Raw genomic sequence first — 20699 nt, forward strand, 5'->3', positions numbered from 1 at the left:
GGAGTGGCCCAGGACGGCCGCGACATGCGCGCGGACCAGGTCGATCAGGGTCTGAGTGCGCTGGGCCTCCGGCAGTCCGGCGAGTCGGGCCGCCAGGGCGCGGCGCCGGTGGTGGCGTCGGCCGGTGCGGCGGTGCCGGCGCGGCGCACGTCGGGCAGCTCGGACAGCAGGGCGCTCGGGCGGGCGAGGGTGAACGGTCCGATGAACCGTCCCCAGTCGATGTCGGCCACGACGACCGCCGTGTCGTCGCAGTCCAGGGCGCGCTGGACCGCGGTCACGGCGAGTGCGGCGGGCAGGGTGAGGACGCCGCGGCGGCGCAGGTGCTCCTCGTCGGCGTCGGTGACCATGCCGCCGTCGGCCCAGGGACCCCAGGCGATCGCGGTGGCGGTCAGGCCCCGGGCCCTCCGCCGGGCGGCGAGCCCGTCGAGGAAGGCGTTGCCGGCCGCGTAGGCGGTCTGCAGTCCGCTGCCCCACACGCCGGCGATCGAGGAGAACAGGACGAAGGCGTCCAGCTCGCGGTCGCCGAGCAGTTCGTCCAGGTGCGCGGCGCCGTGGGCCTTCGCCGCCATCGTGCGGGCGAAGTCGGTCGGCGTCAGCTCGTCGAAGGGGGCGAACTGCTCCACGCCCGCGGCATGGAAGACGGAGGTGAAGCTGTGCTCGGCGAGCAGCGCCGCCACCGCGTCACGGTCGGCGACATCGCACACGGCGAGGGTGACGCGCGCTCCCAGCTCCTCCAGTTCGGCCTTGAGCGTGGTCGCGCCGGGCGCGTCGGCGCCTCGGCGGCCCGCGAGCACCAGCTGTTCGGCACCGGCACCGGCGAGCCAGCGGGCGACGTGCCCGCCCAGCGCGCCCGTACCACCGGTGATCAGTACGGTGCCGCGCGGCGACCACGGCCGGCCGGCACCGCTGCGGGCGTGGGTGAGCCGGGCGGTGAACACGCCGGAGGCGCGGACGGCGACCTGGTCCTCCTGACCATCCGCGGCATCACGTCCCTGGCTCAGTACGGCGGCGATACGGCCGGCGGCACGCTCGTCGACGGCCGCGGGCAGGTCGATCAGGCCGCCCCAGCGCCGGGCGTGCTCCAGGGCCAGGGCGCGGCCGAGGCCCCACACCTGGTTCTGCACCGCGCTGAGCGGTGCGTCGTCGGAGCGGCCGGTGGCGGCCGCGCCGCGGGTGGCGCACCACAGCGGCGCGTCGACGCCCGCGTCGCCCAGCGCCTGGGCCAGGGCCACGGTCTGCGCGAGGCCCTGGGAGAGCGCGGGGTGTTCGGGCGAGGCGGACTCGTCGGTCGCGAGCAGTGACAGGACACCGTCGAGCGATCCGGCTTCGGCCGCGGCCCGGGTCAACTCACCGGCCAGGGAGGCGCGGTCGGCGTCGGCGCCAACGGTCAGCGGTATCAGGTGCGCGCCGCGTCCGGCGAGGGCCGCGCGGATCGTCCCGGCCCACTCGTCGCCCTCGGGCGCGGCGAACAGCCATGTACTGCCGGAGAGGTCGCCGACGGACAGGCCGTTCAGCGGCTGCCAGACCAGCTGGTAGCGCCAGCCGTCCACGACCGACTGCTCGCGCCTCCGGCGCCGCCAGGCGGACAACTTCGGGACCACGACGTCCAGTTCCACGGGGCTCAGCCCCAGCGTGGCGGCGAGTGACTGGGCGTCCTCGCGCTCGACGCTCGCCCAGAACTCGGCGTCGACCGCGTCCACGGCGGCAGGCTCGGCCTCGGGGGCCGCCAGCCAGTAGCGCTGCTGCTGGAAGGCGTAGGTGGGCAGGTCGACGCGCCGGGCGCCCGGGAAGAGTGCCTGCCAGTCAGGGGAGACGCCGTGCACGTGCAGTTCGGCGAGCGCGGTGACGACGGCCTGCCGCTCGGGGTGGTCGGTCCGGAGTACGGGGATGGTGACGATGTCGTCCGCACAGCCCTGTGCCATGCCGCTGAGGACGCCACCGGGGCCGATCTCCACGAACGTGGTCACACCCAGGCCGTGCAGGGTCTCGATGCCGTCGGCGAAGCGCACCGCCTCACGGACATGTTGAACCCAGTACTCGGGCGTGTACGGCTCGGCCAGGCGGCCGGTGAGGTTGGAGACCACCGGGATCCGCGGCTCACTGAACGTCAGACCGCGCACGACGTCCCCGAACTCCTTCAGCATGGGGTCCATCAGCGGCGAATGGAACGCGTGACTGACCTTCAACCGAAAAGTCCTACGGCCCTGTTGGGTGAAGACCTCGGCGATCCCCAGTACGGCATCCTCGGCTCCGGAGATCACGACGGCCTGAGGGCCGTTGACCGCCGCGATGCCCACGCCGTCGGTCAGGTACGGCAGCACCTCGCCCTCGGCCGCCTGGACCGCCACCATGGCACCGCCGGTCGGCAGGGCCTGCATCGACGCGGCACGCGCAGACACCAGCTTCGCCGCATCCTCGAGCGACAACACACCCGCCACATGCGCGGCCGCGATCTCACCCACCGAGTGACCGGCCACGTAGTCCGGCCGGATGCCCCACGACTCCAGCAGGCGGAACAGCGCCACCTCGACGGCGAACAACGCCGGCTGGGTGCAACCGGTCCGGTCGAGCTGCTCCGTGTCCGCGTCGAGCGTGACGTCGAGGTGGGCGCGGATCTCGTCATAGGCGGCGGCGAACGCCGGGAAGGCGTCGTAGAGTTCGCGCCCCATGCCGGCCCGCTGCGAGCCCTGGCCGGAGAACAGGAACCCGGTCTTGTCCCCGAGGCGGGCCGCGTTCTGGACGACGGCCGCGGACGGGGTGCCGGACGCCAGTGCCCGTACGCCTTGGGTGAGTTCCTCCAAGCTCTCACCGACGATCGCCGCCCGGCGGTCCCAGGCGGTGCGCGTCGTGGCGAGGGAAAAGCCGATGTCGGCCGGCGTGCGGCCGGGGCCGTTCGCGCAGTTCCGGCCGTCCTCCAGGAAGGAGAGCAGGCGCTCTGCCTGGGCGCGCAGCGCCGCGTCGCTCTTCGCCGAGAGCACCCACGGCAGCGCGCCGGCGGCCGGGTCCCCGGCCGGTTCGGCTGCGGGCCCACCGTCGAGGGCCGGGGCCTGCTCGATGATCGTGTGCGCGTTGGTGCCGCTGACACCGAAGGACGAGACGGCGGCGCGGCGGGGGTGGTCCGACTCGGGCCACTGGACGGCCTCGGTCAGGAGCTTGACGCCGCCCGCCGACCAGTCGACCTGAGTGGTCGGCTCGTCCACGTGCAGCGTCTGCGGAAGGACTCCGTTGCGGATGGCCATCACCATCTTGATCACACCGGCGACCCCGGAAGCCGCCTGCGTGTGACCGATGTTGGACTTGATGGAACCCAGCCACAGCGGCCGGTCACCCGAGTGCTCCTGGCCGTACGTGGCGAGCAGTGCCTCCGCCTCGATCGGGTCGCCGAGGGTGGTGGCCGTGCCGTGCGCCTCGACGGCGTCGATCTGGGAGGCGGTCAGGCGTGCGTTGTCCAGGGCCTGCCTGATCACGCGTTCCTGCGACGGGCCGTTCGGGGCCGTGAGGCCGTTGGAGGCGCCGTCCTGGTTGACGGCGCTGCCGCGGATGACGGCGAGCACGTCATGGCCGAGCCGGCGGGCGTCGGACAGCCGCTCCAGCAGGAGCACACCGACGCCTTCGGACATGCCGGTGCCGTCGGCGGTCGAGGAGAACGCGCGGCAGCGGCCGTCGGGCGACAGGCCGCGCTGCGCGCTGAACGCGATGAAGGTGTTCGGCGTGGCCATCACGGTCACGCCGCCGGCCAGGGCGAGCGAGCACTCGCCGCGGCGCAGCGCCTGGGCGGCCAGGTGGAGCGCCACCAGCGAGGACGAGCAGGCCGTGTCGACGGTGACCGCCGGGCCTTCGAGACCGAAGGCGTAGGAGATACGGCCGGACACCACGGCGGCGGTGTTCGCGGTGACGAGGTGGGCATCGATGTCGCTGTCGCCCTGCCGCTGGAGGTAGGCGTGGTCCTGGCCGTTGGTGCCGATGAACACGCCGGCCCGGGTGCCGCGTGCGGTGACGGGGTCGATGCCCGCGCGTTCGATGGCCTCCCAGGAGGTCTGCAGGAGCAGCCGCTGCTGCGGGTCCATGACCAGGGCCTCGCGGGGGGAGATCCCGAAGAACGCGGGGTCGAACTCGCCGGCGTCGTAGAGGAAGCCGCCCTCGCGCACATACGTGCGGCCCGTCCGCCCGGGCTCGGGGTCGTAGACCGTGTCCAGGTCCCAGCCACGGTCGGCGGGGAACCCGGACACGCCGTCGGCGCCCGAGGCGACCAGGTGCCACAGGTCCTCGGGCGAGCCGACCCCGCCCGGGTAGCGGCAGGCCATCCCGACGATGGCGATGGGCTCGGTGTCCTTCGCCTCCAGCTCACCCAGTTGCCTGCGGGTCTGGCGCAGGTCCACCGTCACGCGCTTGAGGTAATCCCTGAGCTTGTCGTCGTTCGACATGTTTTACGTCCTCGGTAGCAGTGCGTGGGATGAGTCAGTGAGACCCGAGCTCTTGGTCGATGAGGTCGAACATCTCGTCGTCGGTGGCGGCGTCGATCCGGTCGAAGTCGCGGTCGGTTCCGGGGTCGGCGTCGGCTGCGGTCGCCGCGGCGTCCTGGTGGGTGTCGGTCCACTTCCAGAGCAGCGCCTTGAGCCGGGCGGTGACCTTGTCGCGCACCGCGTCCCCCGGGGCGAGCGCGGCGAACTGCGCCTCCAGCCGTTCCAGTTCGCCGAGCAAGGGCGGGGCCTCGGCGGTGAGGTCGTGCACCAGGTCCTTGTGCAGGAGCCGGGCGATCGCGACGGGGTTGGGGTGGTCGAAGACGAGGGTGGGCTTGAGCCGGAGCCCGGTCGCGGCGTTGAGCCGGTTGCGCAGTTCCACGGCGGTCAGGGAGTCGAAGCCGATGTCCCGGAAGGCCGTGGTGGGCTCGATGCGGGCAGCGGTGGCGTGGCCGAGGGCGGCTGCCGCCTGATGGCGCACCAGGTCCAGCAGGACCTTCTCCTGGTCGGCCTCCGGTATCCCCGCGAGGCGGCGGGCCAGGGCGGGGGTCTGGGCGGCCGCGGCCTCGCCGACGGCTGCGCCGGTGTCGCCCACGAGGCCGCGGAGGACGGCGGGCAGCATGCCGGCGCGGGCCATGCCGCGCAGTCCTGGAACGTCCAGCCGGACCGGCACGATCACCGGCCGGTCCACGGTGAGGGCGGCGTCGAACAGGGCCAGCCCTTCCGCCGGGGTGAACGATACGACTCCGGCGCGCCCCATCCGGTTGCGGTCGGCGTCGGTGATCCGGTCGCCCATGCCGCCGTTGTCCGTCCACAGGCCCCACGCCAGCGAAGTGCCGGGCAGGCCCGCGGCCCGGCGCTGCCGTGCCAGCCCGTCCAGGAAGGCGTTCGCGGCGGCGTAGCTCGCCGCGCCGGCGCTGCCCAGGACTCCGGCCAGGGAGGAGAAGAGCACGAACGCGGAGAGGTTCAGATCCCGGGTCAGCTCGTGCAGGTGCAGTGCCCCGTCGGCCTTCGGCCGCAACACGGTGTCCAGGCGCTCCGGGGTCAGGGCGGTGACCACGCCGTCGTCCAGGGCCGCCGCCGCGTGCACCACGGCCACGAGCGGGTGCTCGGCCGGTACAGAGGCCAGCAGTTCCGCGAGGGCGTCCCGGTCCGCGATGTCACAGGCGGCCACGTCGACGTGCGCGCCCAGCTCGGAGAGGGTGGCGACGAGTTCACCGATGCCTTCGGACGCGGGGCCGCGGCGGCTTGTCAACAGCAGCCTCCGTGCGCCGCGTTCGGCGACGAGGTGCCGCGCGAGCGACCGTCCGAGGCCACCGGTCGCGCCGGTGAGCAGCACGGTCCCCTCGGGTCCCCACTCGTGAGCGGTGGGCTCCTCGGGCGGGGCGATCCGGGCGAGGCGCGGCACGTACAGCTTTCCGTCGCGCACCGCGGCCTGCGGCTCGTCCAGAGCGGCGAGCGCCGCGGCGAGGCCGCCGTTCGTGGCCATGCCGCCGTTCGTGACCGAGTCGTCCGCGTCGACGAGCAGGAACCGGTCCGGGTGCTCGCTCTGGGCCGATTTCACGAGACCGGAGACCGCGACGTGCGCGAGGTCCAGAGCCGTACCGTCCAACTCGACGGCTCCGCGCGTCATCACCACGAGCCGCGCGTCGGAGAACCGCTCGTCGGCGACCCACTGCTGGACGGCCGACAGCACACCGGCCAGCAGCCCGCGCGTCGCCGCGGCGGCATCGCCCTCGCTCGGGGCGCACGGCAGGAGGACGTGGGCAGGCGTGGCCGCACCGCCGTCGACCGCCTTGCGGAGTTCGTCGATGTCGGAGTGGGAACCTTCGTCGCCGAGGACCGCCCACTCGGCTTCGGGAGCAGAAACCCCGGTGCGCTCGACCCAGTCGACCTCGAACATCCAGTCCTGGTGCGCCACGTGCGAGGCCAGCACCTGCTGCGAGGACATCGTCCGCGTCCGGACGGACTCGACCGAGGCGACGGGAGAGCCGTCGGCGTCGGACAGTTCGATCGCCACCCCGTCGCCGTCGACGGGCCGGACACGTATGCGTACGGCCCCGGGCCCCGGAGTGTGCACGGACATGCCGCTCCACGCGTGGGGCAGGAGCACCTCGCCGGGGTCTTCGGCGCGGTCCGACGCCAGCATGCCGAGGGCAGCGTCCAGCAGTACGGGGTGCAGGCCGTAGCGGTCCGCCCGGCCTCGCTCCATGACAGGCAGTGCGGCCTCGCCGTACAGCTCATCCCCGACGCGCCAGGCGGCACGCAGGCCCGGACGGCCCTCGACGTCCATGGGTTCGGCACCCGTCGGCGGCCATACCGTCGTGTCGAACTCCGCCGTCGGAGCGTTCCGGGTGAGCTCTCCGGTGACGTGGCGGACCCACGGCTTGCCGGAGCCGCCCGCAGCGGTCCGACTGAAGACGCGCACCGAGCGCCGGTCAGGGTCGTCGCCTGCACCGACCTGCACCTGGATGCGGACGGCACCCTGTTCGACCAGAACCAGCGGGGCGTCGACGTCCAGCTGTTCCAGGTGCGGGAACCCGGCCTGCCGTCCCGCGGACAGGGCGAGCTCCACGAACGCGGCGACCGGGAGCACCGGCACGCCACCGACCGTGTGTTCCGCGATCCAGGGCATGTCGGCCGGGGACAGCCGACCGGTGAAAAGCACGTCCTGCGCCCCGGCGGTCTCCACCACCGCGCCGAGCAGCGCGTGGCCGGAGGAGTCCAGGCCCGCCGAGGAGACGTCGGGCGCGGCCGTACCTTCGAGCCAGTAGCGCTCACGCTGGAAGGCGTACGTGGGCAGATCGACACGCTGGGCGCCGGGGAACAGCACCTGCCAGTCCGGGCAGACACCGTGCACGTACAACTGCCCGAGGGCGAGAGCGAGCGCCTGGGGTTCGGGGTGGTCGGTACGCAGAGCGGGAACGGTGACGATGTCCGCGTCGTCGAGGCAGCCATGGGCGAGGGCGCTCAGCACACCGCCGGGACCGATCTCCACGAACGTGGTCACACCCAGCTCGTGCAGGGTCCGCACACCGTCGGCGAAGCGCACCGCCTCACGGACATGTTGGACCCAGTACTCGGGGGTGTACGGCTCGGCCAGGCGGCCGGTGAGGTTCGAGACCACCGGGATCCGCGGCTCACTGAACGTCAGACCGCGGACGACCTCGGCGAACGCCTCCAGCATGGGGTCCATCAGCGGCGAATGGAACGCGTGACTGACCTTCAACCGGGAAGTCCTACGGCCCTGTTGGGTGAAGACCTCGGCGATCCCCAGTACGGCATCCTCGGCTCCGGAGATCACGACGGACTGAGGGCCGTTGACCGCCGCGATGCCCACGCCGTCGGTCAGGTACGGCAGCACCTCACCCTCGGCCGCCTGGACCGCGACCATGGCGCCGCCGGTCGGCAGGGCCTGCATCAACGCGGCGCGCGCCGACACCAGCTTCGCCGCATCCTCGAGCGACAACACACCCGCCACATGCGCGGCCGCGATCTCACCCACCGAGTGACCGGCCACGTAGTCCGGCCGGATGCCCCACGATTCGAGAAGGCGGAACAGGGCGACCTCAACAGCAAAGAGCGAGGGCTGCGTCGAACCCGTCTGGTTCAACGTCTCCGAGTCGACATCGACCGGCCCATCCAGAAGCGCACACACCTCGTCGTACACCGCAGCAAACACCGGACAGGACGCGTACAACTCACGCCCCATCCCCAGCCGCTGCGACCCCTGACCCGAGAACAAGAACCCGACCTTGCCCCGGTCGGCCTCGGCGCGCCCCGTCACCATCTGTGCCGCGGGCTCGCCCGCCGCGAGGGCGGTCAGACCCGCGCGCAGTTCTTCCCGGTCGGTGCCGACAACCGCCGCCCGGTGCTCCAGCGCCGAGCGGGTGGCCGCCAGCGAGAACCCCACGTCGGCCGGTGACGCGGCGGCGAGGTCCACGGACGACAGCAGTCGTTGCGCCTGCTCCCGCAGCGCCTCCCCGGTCTTCGCGGAGAGTACCCACGGCACCACCGTGGTCCGGGGCGGCATCGGCTCCTCGGCCACACCCTTGCCTTCAGTCGTGTCGTCGGCCGGGTCCTCCGCCTCCGGTTCGGGCGCCTGCTCGAGGATGATGTGCGCATTGGTGCCGCTGATCCCGAACGACGAGATCCCGGCCCGGCGAGGGTGGTCCGTCTTCGGCCACGCGATCGCCTCGGTCAGTAGCTCGACCGAGCCGGCCGACCAGTCGACCTGCGGGGTCGGCCGGTCCACGTGAAGCGTCTTCGGCAGCACGCCGTGCCGCATCGCCAGCACCATCTTCATCACGCCGGCGACGCCCGCCGCGGCCTGCGTGTGGCCGATGTTGGACTTCAGCGAGCCGAGCAGGAGGGGCTGTTCGCGCTCTTGTCCATAGGTCTCCAGCAGCGCCTGTGCCTCGATCGGGTCGCCGAGGCCGGTGCCCGTGCCGTGTGCCTCGACGGCGTCGACCTCCTCGGCGGACAGCCCGGCGCCGGCCAGCGCTTCGAGGATCACGCGCTGCTGCGAGGGGCCGTTGGGCGAGGTCAGGCCGTTGGACGCGCCGTCCTGGTTGACGGCGCTGCTCCGGACGACCGCGAGCACCTTGTGGCCGAGGCGGCGGGCGTCCCGCAGCCGCTCCACGAGCAGCAGGCCGGCGCCTTCGGACCAGGACGCACCGTCCGCCGCCGCGGCGAAGGACTTGCAGCGGCCGTCGGGGGCGAGTCCGCGCTGGCGGCTGAACTCGACGAAGGCGCTGGGGCCCGCCATGACCGTCACGCCGCCGGCGAGCGCCATGGAGCACTCGCCTCCCCGCAAAGCCCGCACGGCGAGGTGCAGGGCGACCAGCGAGGACGAGCAGGCGGTGTCGACGGTGACCGCGGGGCCCTCGAAGCCGAAGGTGTAGGCGATGCGCCCGGAGGCGACGCTGCCGGAGTTGCCGGTGCTCATCAGCCCCTCGACCCCTTCGGGGAGGACGCCGGGCGTGAAGCCGTAGTCGTGGTACATCAGGCCGGCGAAGACACCGGTACGGCTGCCCTTGAGGCCGGCGGGGTCGATGCCCGCGTGCTCGAAGGCCTCCCAGGCGGTCTCCAGCAGCAGCCGCTGCTGCGGGTCCATGGCCAGCGCCTCGCGCGGCGAGATCCCGAAGAAGTCCGCGTCGAAGTCCGCCGCGTCGCGCAGGAAGCCGCCCTGCCGGGTGTAGACCTTGCCGGGCTGCTCGGGGTCGGGGTCGTAGAGCGCGTCGACGTCCCAGCCGCGGTCCTCGGGGAACTGCGAGATGGCGTCCTTGCCCTCGGCCAGCAGCCGCCACAGCTCCTCGGGGGAACCGACGCCGCCGGGGAACCGGCAGCTCATGCCCACGATGGCGATCGGTTCCTGGTCGCGGGCCTCCAGCTCGCGCACGCGCCGCCGGGCCTGGCGCAGGTCGGTGGTGGCCCGCTTGAGGTAGTCCCGGAGCTTGTCTTCGTTCATCATCGGTGTTGCCCACCCCTTTTGGCCTGCTGTCGGCCTGCGCAGTTCAGGAGATGCCGAGTTCGTCGTCGAGGAGCTCGTACAGCTCTTCGTCGCTCGCCGAGCTGAGGTCGTCTTCGTCCTCGGCTCCGCCGGCGCCTCCCGGATCGGCCGGCTCGTTCCCGCTCCAGCGGGCGAGCAGCGCCTGGAGACGCATGTTGATCCTGGTTCGGGTGACGTTGTCGACGTCGTCCGCTCCGGCGCCGTCGAGGGCGGCGGCGAGGCGGTCGAGCTCGTCGAAGACCGGCGCCGCCTGGGCCGTGCCGCCGGGGAGGTCCTTCAGCACCCGCTGCGCGAGCACCGCGGGCGTCGGGTGGTCGAAGACGAGCGTGGCGGGCAGCCGCAGGCCGGTGGCCTGGTTCATCCGGTTGCGGAGCTCCACCGCGGTCAGCGAGTCGAAGCCCAGGTCGCCGAAGGCCTGGTCGGGCTGGACGGCCTTGGCCGAGCTGTGTCCGAGGACGGCGGCGACCTCGGACCGGACGAGGTCCAGCACGGCCTCTTCGCGCTCGCCCTCGGGCAGGCCCGCGATCCGCTGCGCCAGCGGTACGGAAGCCGCCCGGTCCGTGCGCCGCGGCCGGCCGCCGACGAGCGCCCTGAGCAGCGGCGGCACCGGGGCGGTCGCGTTCCGCAGGGCGGCGAGGTCCAGCCGTGCCGCCACCACCACGGGGTCCCGCAGCGCGAGCGCGGCGTCGAGGAGTTCCAGGCCGTCCTCGTCGGACAGCGGCAGCACGCCACCGCGGGCGAGCCGGGTCCGGTCGGCTCCGCCGAGGTCCTCGGTCATGGTGCCGGTGCGCTGCCACAGGCCCCACGGCAGCGACACCACGGGCAGCCCCTGGGCCCGGCGCCACCCGGCGAAGGCGTCCAGGAAGGCATTGGCCGCGGCGTAGTTGGCCTGGCCGGGGGTGCCGAGCGTGCCCGCGAGCGAGGAGAAGAGAACGAACGCCGACACGTCGCCCGCGAGTTGGTGCAGGTTCAGCACCGCGTCGACCTTGGGACGCAGCACCGTCTCCACGCGGTCCGGCGTGAGCGAGCCGATCACGCCGTCGTCGAGGACGCCGGCGGTGTGCACCACGGCCGTCACCGGCGTGCCGGACAGCACCTCGGCGAGGGCGTCCCGGTCGGCCACGCTGCAGGCGGCCCAGTGCACTTCGGCACCCGCGGCGGTCAGTTCCGCCCCGAGCTCCGCCGCACCCTCGGCGTCCGCACCGCGCCGGCTCATCAGCAGCAGGCTGCGCACGCCGTGCTCGGCGACCAGGTGCCGGGCGACGAGTCCGCCCAGGGCGCCGGACGCGCCGGTCAGGAGCACTGTGCCCGTCCCGAAGTCAGGGGTGGCGCGCGGGGCGTCGGCGGCGGCCCTGGCGAGCCGGGGCAGCAGGAGCGCGTCGCCGCGCAGTGCCGCCTGCGGCTCCTCGGAGGCGACGAGCCGGGTGACGGCCGTAGCCGCGACCCACTCTCCGTCGGCGTTCTCCTCGGTGTCGAGGAGGACGATGCGGTCCGGGTTCTCCGACTGTGCCGACCGGACCAGGCCCCACACGGCCGCCTGCACCGGGTCGCCGTGTGTCGGCTCGTCGCCTGCGGCGACCGCGTCCCGGGTCACCAGCACCAGGCGGGCGGCCCGGTCTTCGGCCAGCCACCACTGGACCAGCCGGAGCACCTCGGCGAGGACGTCCCGGCAGCGTTCGGCGTCGGTGCCCGACCCGGCCGGGCAGGGGACGACGACGGCGTCCGTGTCCGCCTGCGCCCCGGTCTCCGCCGCGGGGGCCGCGAAGAGGGCGGCGATGTCGTCGTAGACCCGTACGGCCGGGGCGTGCGCGTCGGCCGGGGTGGCGAGCGGTGCCCACTCCACGGTGAACAGGGAGTCCCTGGAGCTCGTGCGCAGTTGCTCGGCGGACACCGGGCGCAGCGTCAGCGACTCCACCGACACGACGGGACGGCCCGTGGTGTCGGCGGCCTCCAGCCGTACCGTGCCCCCGCCGGCCGGGGAGAGCCGTACCCGTAGGCCGGCTGCTCCGGTTCCGTGCAGCGTGACGCGGGACCACGCGAAGGGCAGCAGGGGTCCGTCGACGGCCGGTACGAGGCCACCCGCGCCCAGCGCGTGCAGCGCGGAGTCGAGCAGGGCCGGGTGCAGGCCGAACGCGTCCGCGTCCGCCCGCGCCTCGTCGGTGACGGCGAGTTCGGCGTACACCGCGTCGTGGCCGCGCCAGGCGGCACGCAGCCCCTGGAAGAGCGGGCCGTAGCTCAGGCCGAGGTCCGCCAGGCGGTCGTAGAAGCCGCCCAGGTCCACCGGCTGGGCGTCGGCCGGGGGCCAGCTGCTCAGGTCGGTGCCGGAGGGGGTGTTGCCGGTGGCGAGGGCGCCGGTGGCGTTGCGGATCCAGGGGCCGTCCCCGGCCCGCGAGTGCACGCTCAGCGGGCGGCGGCCGGAGTCGTCCTGGGCGCCCACGAGGACCTGGAGCGCGACGCCGCCGTGCTCGGGCAGCACCAACGGGGCGTGCAAGGTGAGTTCCTCGACCAGATCGCAGCCGGTCTCGGCCGCGGCGTGGGCGGCCAGTTCCACGAAGGCCGTGCCCGGCAGCAGCACCGTGCCCAGCACCGCGTGGTCGGCCAGCCAGGGCTGGGCCCGCAGGGACAGCAGCCCGGTCAGCAAGTGGCCGCCGGCGTCCGGCAGTTCCACCGCCGCGCCCAGGAACGGGTGGTCGGCGGCGTCCAGCCCGGCCGCTCGTACGTCACCGGCCGGAGCGCCCGCCTGAAGCCAGTACCGCTCGTGCTGGAACGCGTAGGTCGGGAGGTCGACGCGGCGCGCACCCGGCAGGACGGCGTCCCAGTCGATGCGGACGCCGTGCACGTGGGCCTGGGCCAGGGACAGCATCATCCGGTGCCGTCCGCCGTCGCCGCGGCGCAGCGTCGGTACGACCACGGCCTGTGCCTCGGCGGCCTCGATGGCGTCCTGGATGCCCGCCAACTGCACGGGGTGGGGGCTGACTTCGACGAACACGTCGTGCCCGTCGGCCAGAGTGGCCCGGATCGCGTCGTGGAACCGCACCGTCTGCCGCATGTTGCGGTACCAGTAGCCGGAGCCGAGCGCGTCCGCGTCCAGCTTCCCGCCCGTCACCGTGGAGTAGAAGGGCACGGAGCCGGGGAGCGGGCTGATGCCGGCGAACCCCTCACTCGCCCGCGCTTCGACGCGTTCGATCTGCGGCGAGTGCGCGGCGTAGTCGACGGCGACCTTGCGCGCCTGAATGCCTTCCTGTTTGCAGTGCGCGAGGAGTTCGTCCAGGGCGTCGGTGTCCCCGGAGACCACGACGGTCCCGGGCCCGTTCACGGCGCCGATGCCGAGGCGGCCCGCCCACCGGCCGACCAGTTCCCGCACCTCCTCGTCCGGGAGGGTCACCGAGGCCATGCCGCCGCGGCCCTGGAGTTCACGGACCGCGAGGCTGCGCTCCGCCACGATGCGCGCCCCGTCCTCCACGGAGACCACGCCGGCGACCACCGCCGCGGAGACCTCGCCCTGGGAGTGCCCGACGACCGCGTCGGGGGTCACTCCGAAGGAGCGCCACATGTCGGCCAGGGCGACCGTCATCGCCCACAGCACGGGCTGCAGCACGTCGACCCGGTCCTGCTCGACGTCGGACGTGCCGCGCAGCACGGCGGTCAACGACCAGTCCACGTGCGGCGCGAGGGCGCGCTCGCAGGCGTCGATCCGGTCGCGGAAGACCGGGGAGGTCTCCAGCAGTTCGGCGGCCATGCCCACCCACTGCGACCCCTGCCCGGGGAAGACGAAGACGGTCTTGCCGCCGGTGCGTGCGGTGCCGGTCACCGCGCCGCGCGGTGTGGCGCCACTGGCGACACCTGCCAGTGCCCGCCGTACCTCCTCGGGGGTCTCGGCAACCACCACTGCGCGGTGTTCGAAGGCCACCCTGGTCGTTGCCAGCGAGTACGCCGCGTCGGCCGCCGGGGCCGCGTCGCCGTCGTTGTCGTTGTCGTTGTCGTTGTCGTTGTCGTCCAGGAAGGACGCGAGGCGGGCGGCCTGCGCCCGCAGCGCTGCTTCGGTCCTGCCGGAGAGCACCCACGGCACGGCCGTGCCGGAGTCGTACGCCGACGGCGGTTCCTCGGTCGTGGGGGCCTGCTCGATGATCGTGTGGGCGTTGGTGCCGCTGACGCCGAAGGACGACACGGCGGCACGGCGCGGGCGGTCCGACTCGGGCCAGTCGACGGCCTCGGTCAACAGCCGGACGTCGCCTGCCGACCAGTCCACGTGCGGTGTGGGTTCGTCGACGTGCAGGGTCTTCGGGAGCACTCCGTGGCGCATGGCCATGACCATCTTGATCACGCCGGCGACGCCCGCGGCGGCCTGTGTGTGGCCGATGTTGGACTTCAGTGAGCCCAGCCACAGCGGCTGTCCTTCGGGCCGCTCCTGGCCGTAGGTGGCGAGGAGCGCCTGCGCCTCGATCGGGTCACCCAGCGTCGTCCCCGTACCGTGCGCCTCCACCGCGTCCACGTCGGCCGGGGTGAGCCCGGCGGACGCCAGCGCCTGCCGGATCACCTTCTGCTGCGCGGGGCCGTTGGGCGCGGTCAGACCGTTGGACGCGCCGTCCTGGTTCACCGCACTGCCCCGTACGACGGCCAGCACGCGGTGGCCGTTGCGCTCCGCGTCGGACAGCCGCTCCACCAGCAGCAGGCCGACGCCTTCGCCCCAGCCCGTGCCGTCGGCACCGGCCGCGAACGCCTTGCACCGGCCGTCGGGCGACAACCCGCGCTGCCGGCTGAACTCCACGAAGACCGTCGGGCCGGCCATGACCGTGACGCCGCCGGCCAGCGCCATCGTGCACTCGCCGTTGCGCAGGGCCTGGACGGCCAGGTGCAGGGCGACGAGCGACGAGGAGCAGGCCGTGTCGATCGTCACGGCGGGGCCCTCCAAGCCGAAGGCGTAGGACACACGGCCGGAGGCGACGCTGCCGGAGCCTCCGGTGGTGAGCAGGCCCTCGACGCCCTCGGGCAGTTCGCGCGGGCCTTGGCCGTAGTCGTGGTACATCAGGCCGGTGAAGACGCCGGTACGGCTGCCCCGGATCGTCGCCGGGTCGATCCCGGCGCGTTCGAACGCCTCCCAGGACGCCTCCAGCAGCAGTCGCTGCTGCGGGTCCATCGCCAGGGCCTCGCGGGGGCTGATGCCGAAGAAGGCGGCGTCGAACTCGGCCGCCTCGTGCAGGAAGCCGCCTTCGCGCACGTAGGTCTTGCCGAGGCGCTCGGGGTCGGGGTCGTAGAGTCCGTCGACGTCCCAGCCGCGGTTGTCCGGGAACCGGGTGATCCCGTCCCGGCCGGAGGCCACCAGCCGCCACAGGTCCTCGGGCGAGCGCACGCCGCCCGGGAGGCGGCAGCTCATGCCGACGATGGCGATCGGCTCGTCGGCGGCGGCCACGGTCTGCCGCTCCGCAGCCCTGGCCGTGGCGGCGGCCGGGGCTTCGCCGAGGAGTTCGGTGCCGATGTGCCGGGCGAGGGCGGCGGGGGTGGGGTGGTCGAAGACGAGGGTGGCGGGCAGGCGCAGGCCGGTGGCGGTGGACAGCCGGTTGCGCAGTTCTACGGCCGTCAGCGAGTCGAAGCCCAGGTCCTGGAAGGTGTGCGCGGGCTGTACGGCCCGGGGCGAGGAGTGCCCGAGCACGGCGGCGGCCTCGGCCCGGACCAGCTCCAGGAGGGCCTCGTCGCGCTTGTCGCCGGCCAGTCCGGTGAGGCGTTCGGCCAGGGATCCGGTGGCGGCGCGCTGGGCGGTGCCGCGCGTGGAGACGCGGACGAGTCCGCGCAGCAGGGCCGGTACGGTTCCTGCCGCCCTGTTCCGCAGGGGTGCGGTGTCGAGGCGGACCGGTACGAGCACGGGCTCGTGCGAGGCGAGTGCCGCGTCGAACAGCCGCAGGCCCTCCTCGGTGGACAGCGGCAGGACACCGGAGCGCGCCATCCGCGACCTGCCTGCCTCGTCGAGGGCGTCGGCCATGGCGCCCTCCTGCTCCCACAGGCCCCACGCCAGCGAGACCGTGGGCCGTCCCTGGGCGCGGCGGTACCGGGCGAAGGCGTCGAGGAAGGCGTTGGCCGCGGCGTAGTTGCCCTGGCCGGGGTTGCCGAAGACGCCCGCGGCGGAGGAGAACAGCACGAACGTCGTGCTCTCGCCGGTGAGTTCGTCCAGGTTGAGCACGGCGTCGGCCTTGGGCGCGAGGACGGCGCCCACGCGCTCCGGGGTCAGCGCGGCGATCACGCCGTCGTCGAGCACGCCGGCGGTGTGCACGACGGAGTCGACCGGGGTGGCGGCCAGCAGCCGGGCCAGGGCGTCACGGTCGGTGAGGTCGCAGGCGGCCCACGTCGCTTCGGCGCCGAGCGCCACGAGTTCGGCCTTCAGGTCCGCGGCGCCCGGGGCGTTGGTGCCACGGCGGCTCACGAGCAGCAGCCGGCGCACGCCGTGTCCGGTGACCAGGTGACGGGCGAGGGTTCTGCCCAGCGCGCCGGAGGCGCCGGTGAGCAGCACGGTGCCGAGGCCGAAGGGAGCGCCCTCGGTGTGGGTGGGGGCAGCACCCTCGGCATGGGCGAAGGCCACTTCGTCCGCAGGGGCGGTGGTCGCGTCCTCCGTTGCCGAGGAGGCGGCGCGCACCAGGCGCGGTGCGCCGGCCTCCCCTTCGCGGACGACGATGTGGGGCTCGCCGGACAGCACGACGCCGGGCACGAGCGCGGCCGCCTCGTGCGGGCGGTCGGTTTCGAGCAGCACGATCCGGCCGGGGTTCTCCGCCTGGGCCGAGCGCACCAGTCCGCCCGCCGCGGCGTGCGCGAGGTCGTCGCAGCGCGCCACCAGCACGAGGCACGACGTCCGGTCCTCGGCGAACCAGCGCTGGACCAGCCGCAGAACGTCGGTGGTGACCGCACGGACCCGCTCGGCCTCGGTCGCCCCGTCCGGGCCGTCGGGGCACGGGACCACGACCGCGTCCGGCTGCGACGGCCCGTCGGCGTCAGCCAGTTCGGCGAGGTCCGGGACGTACGCGACCGCCGTCCCGTCCGCGTCGTCCGAGGGCAGGGTCAGCGGCGCCCGCTCGACGGTGAACATCGCGTCACCGGAGCGCTTGCGGAGCTGCTCGGCCGACACCGCGCGCAGTGTCAGCGACTCGACGGACGCCACCGGCTCGCCGGCGCCGTCGGCCACCAGCAGGGACACCGCGTCCGTACCGGCCGGCGCCAGCCTGACCCGTATGGTGGACGCGCCCGTGGCGCGCACGGACACCCCGGACCAGGCGAACGGCAGGAGCGGCTCGTCCACCTCGGCCACGAGAGAGCCGCCCGCGCCGATCACGTGCAGCGCCGCGTCCAGCAGCGCCGGGTGCAGGAGGAAGGAGCCGGTGTCCGTGCCGTCGGGGAGGGCGACCTCCGCGAAGACTTCGTCGCCCGCGCGCCAGACGCTCCGCAGTCCACGGAACGCCGGTCCGTAGGCCAGGCCTTGGGCGGCCAGCCGGTCGTAGAAGCCGTCGAGGCCGACCGGTTCGCAGCCCGTGGGCGGCCACGCCGTGAGCGCCAGGCCGGCGGCGGCGCCTGCCTCTTCGGTCCCTTCGGTGACGAAGCCGGTCGCGTGGCGGACCCACGGCAGGTCGGCGTCGTCCTCGGGGCGCGAGTGCACGGTCAGCGGCCTGCGGCCGGTGCCGTCGGCCGCACCGACCCACACCTGAACCGCGACGCCGCCCCGCTCGGGCAGCGTCAGGGGCGCTTCGAGGGTGAGGTCCTCCAGCAGTTCGCAGCCGGCCTCGTCGGCGGCGCGCACGGCCAGTTCGACGAACGCGGTGCCCGGCAGCAGCACGGTTCCGAGCACGGCGTGGTCGCTCAGCCACGGGTGCGTGCGCAGGGACAGCCGGCCGGTCAGCAGCCGCTCGTCGCCGCCGGCCACGGAGACGGCGGCGCCCAGCAGCGGGTGGTCGGCCGAGCCCAGGCCGGCGGCGCGGACATCACCGGGAGCGGCCGGTGAGGTGTCGAGCCAGTAGCGCTCGTACTGGAAGGCGTAGGTGGGCAGTTCGACGCGACGGGCGCCGGGGAAGAAGGCGTGCCAGTCCGGGGAGATGCCGTGTACGTGCAGTTCGGAGACGGCGGCGACGAGTGCGCCCCGCTCGGGGCGGTCGGCGCGCAGGGCGGGCACGGTGACCACGTCGTCGTCCAGGCAGCCTTGGGCGAGGGCGCTCAGCACGCCGCCCGGGCCGATCTCGACGAACGTGGTCACGCCCAGGTCGTGGAGAGTCCGGACGCCGTCGGCGAAGCGGACCGCCTCGCGGACGTGCCGGACCCAGTACTCGGGCGTGTAGGGCTCGGCCAGGCGGCCGGTGAGGTTGGAGACCACCGGGATCCGTGGCCTCTCGAAGGTCAGCCCGCGGACGACCTGTGCGAACTCCGCCGACATGGGGTCCATCAGCGGCGAATGGAACGCGTGGCTGACCTTCAGCCGGGAGGTCTTGCAGCCCTGCTCCCTGAAGACCTCGGCGATCGCGGTGACCGCGTCCTCGGCTCCGGATACGACGACGGACCGCGGGCCGTTGATCGCCGCGATGCCGACGCCGTCGGTGAGGTGCGGAAGGATTTCGTCCTCGGTGGCCTGCACGGCGATCATCGCGCCCCCGACGGGCAGCGCCTGCATGAGGCGGGCACGTGCGGACACCAGCTTCGCGGCGTCCTTCAGCGACAACACCCCGGCCACGTGCGCGGCCGCGATCTCGCCCACGGAGTGGCCGGCCACGTAGTCCGGCCGGATGCCCCACGATTCCAGGAGCCGGAACAGCGCCACCTCGACCGCGAAGAGTGCGGGCTGGGCGGCGCCCGTGCGGTGCAGTTCTTCCGAGTCGACGTCTACCGCGGCGTCGAGGTGCGCGCAGACCTCGTCGTACGCGGCGGCGAACGCCGGGCAGGACGCGTACAGTTCGCGCCCCATGCCCTGGCGTTGCGATCCCTGGCCGGAGAAGAGGAACCCGACGCGCCCGCCGGTGCCGGAGATGCCGCGCGCGACGTACGGCGCCGGGGAGCCCGAGGCCAGGGCCCGCAGCCCCTCGGCGAGTTCCGCCGCCGTTTCGCCCTGGACCACCGCGCGGTGCTCCAGGGCCGTGCGCGTGGTGGCGAGCGAGAACGCGACGTCGAGCGGGGGGACTTCGGGGTCCGTGCGGGACAGCAGGCGTTCGGCCTGGGCGCGCAGTGCCTCCTCGGTCTTGCCGGAGATCACCCACGGCACCGGTCCGCCCTCGGCCGGGCGCGCGGCCCGAGGGGCGACTGCCTCGGCGCTCTCCGCGCCTTCCTCCGGTAATTCCGATATCTCGGCGTCCTGTGCGAACGCTTCGACCGACGGGGCTTCCTCGATGATCGTGTGCGCGTTGGTGCCGCTTATCCCGAAGGAGGAGATACCGGCTCGGCGCGGCTGGTCCGACGTCGGCCAGGGCGTGGGCTCGGTGAGCAGCCGTACGGCACCCGCCGACCAGTCGACGTGCGGGGACGGCGCGTCGACGTGCAGCGTGCGCGGCAGTTCGCCGTGGCGCATGGCCATGACCATCTTGATGACGCCGGCCACACCGGCCGCGGCCTGGGTGTGGCCGATGTTGGACTTGATCGAGCCCAGCCACAGCGGCTTGTCGTCGGCACGGCCCTGCCCGTACGTCGCGAGGAGCGCCTGTGCCTCGATCGGGTCGCCGAGCCGGGTGCCCGTGCCATGCGCCTCGACCGCGTCGACCTGTGCGGTGGTCAGTTGAGCGGCGGCCAGGGCCTGGCGGATCACCCGTTGCTGGGAGGGGCCGTTGGGGGCGGTCAGGCCGTTGGACGCGCCGTCCTGGTTGACGGCGGAGCCGCGGACCACCGCGAGGACCTCGTGTCCATTGCGGCGGGCGTCCGAGAGGCGTTCCACGAGCAGCAGGCCGGCGCCCTCGCCCCAGCCGGTGCCGTCGGCACCGGCCGAGAAGGCCTTGCAGCGGCCGTCGGGTGCCAGTCCGCGCTGGCGGCTGAAGCCGACGAAGGTGGCGGGGCCGACCATCGCGGTGACGCCGCCCGCCACGGCCAGCGAGCACTCGCCGTTGCGCAGCGACTGGACGGCCAGGTGCAGGGCCACCAGGGACGACGAGCAGGCCGTGTCGACCGTGACGGCCGGGCCTTCGAGGCCGAAGGTGTAGGCCACGCGGCCGGAGGCGACGCTGCCCGAGGTGCCCGTCCCCAGGTAACCCTCCAGGTCCTGCGGGGAGTTCTGGAGGGCGGCCAGGAACTCGTGGTTCATCACCCCGGCGAACACGCCGGTCCTGCTCCCCGCCAGCGAGGCGGCATCGATACCGGCCCGTTCGAACAGCTCCCACGACGTCTCCAGCAGCAGCCGTTGCTGGGGGTCCATGGCGAGCGCCTCGCGGGGCGAGATGCCGAAGAGGCGGGCGTCGAACCCCGCCAGGTCGCGCAGGAACCCGCCCTCGCGGGCGTAGCTGGTCCCGCGGGACTCCGGGTCCGGGTCGTAGAGAGCGTTCAGGTCCCAGCCGCGATCGGCGGGGAACTCCGAGACGGCGTCGCGGCCGCCTGCGACCAACTCCCACAGATCCTCGGGCGAGTCGACCCCTCCCGGGTAGCGGCAGCTCATCCCGATGATGGCCACCGGCTCCCCGGCGGCGTCCTCATAGTCACGAAGGCGCCGCCGGGTCTCCTGGAGATCTGCGGTGACTCGCTTCAAGAAATAGCGGAGCTTGTCCTCGTTCGCCACCGAAATCGTC

3 protein-coding genes are annotated in these 20699 nt (G+C 73.6%); all 3 read right to left on the minus strand.

Annotated features, from left to right (window positions below):
• Positions 1 to 44 precede the first annotated feature (44 nt).
• Genes N8I87_RS00965 through N8I87_RS00975 form a run of 3 tightly spaced genes read right to left on the minus strand, consistent with a single transcriptional unit; the run spans position 45 to position 20689 of the window.
• Positions 45 to 4424 (minus strand): type I polyketide synthase, encoded by a 4380-nt coding sequence (locus N8I87_RS00965; protein ID WP_263204765.1) that lies wholly within the window; start codon positions 4422 to 4424, stop codon positions 45 to 47.
• A gap of 34 nt (positions 4425 to 4458) precedes the next feature.
• Positions 4459 to 9933 carry a type I polyketide synthase gene (locus tag N8I87_RS00970; protein WP_263204766.1) on the minus strand — a complete coding sequence of 1825 codons (5475 nt, stop codon included), beginning with the start codon at positions 9931 to 9933 and terminating at the stop codon, positions 4459 to 4461.
• Between the two features lie 43 nt (positions 9934 to 9976).
• Complete coding sequence (locus N8I87_RS00975) at positions 9977 to 20689, minus strand: type I polyketide synthase (RefSeq protein ID WP_263204767.1); 10713 nt, start codon at positions 20687 to 20689, stop codon at positions 9977 to 9979.
• Positions 20690 to 20699 lie beyond the last annotated feature (10 nt).

Origin of the sequence: Streptomyces sp. HUAS 15-9, from assembly GCF_025642155.1 — a bacterium.
In the GTDB taxonomy this organism is placed as follows: Bacteria; Actinomycetota; Actinomycetes; order Streptomycetales; family Streptomycetaceae; genus Streptomyces.

Coding starts and splice junctions, on each gene's coding strand:
- N8I87_RS00965 (WP_263204765.1), bottom strand. CDS start 4,424: ATGTCGAACGACGACAAGCTCAGGGATTACCTCAAGCGCGTGACGGTG.
- N8I87_RS00970 (WP_263204766.1), bottom strand. CDS start 9,933: ATGATGAACGAAGACAAGCTCCGGGACTACCTCAAGCGGGCCACCACC.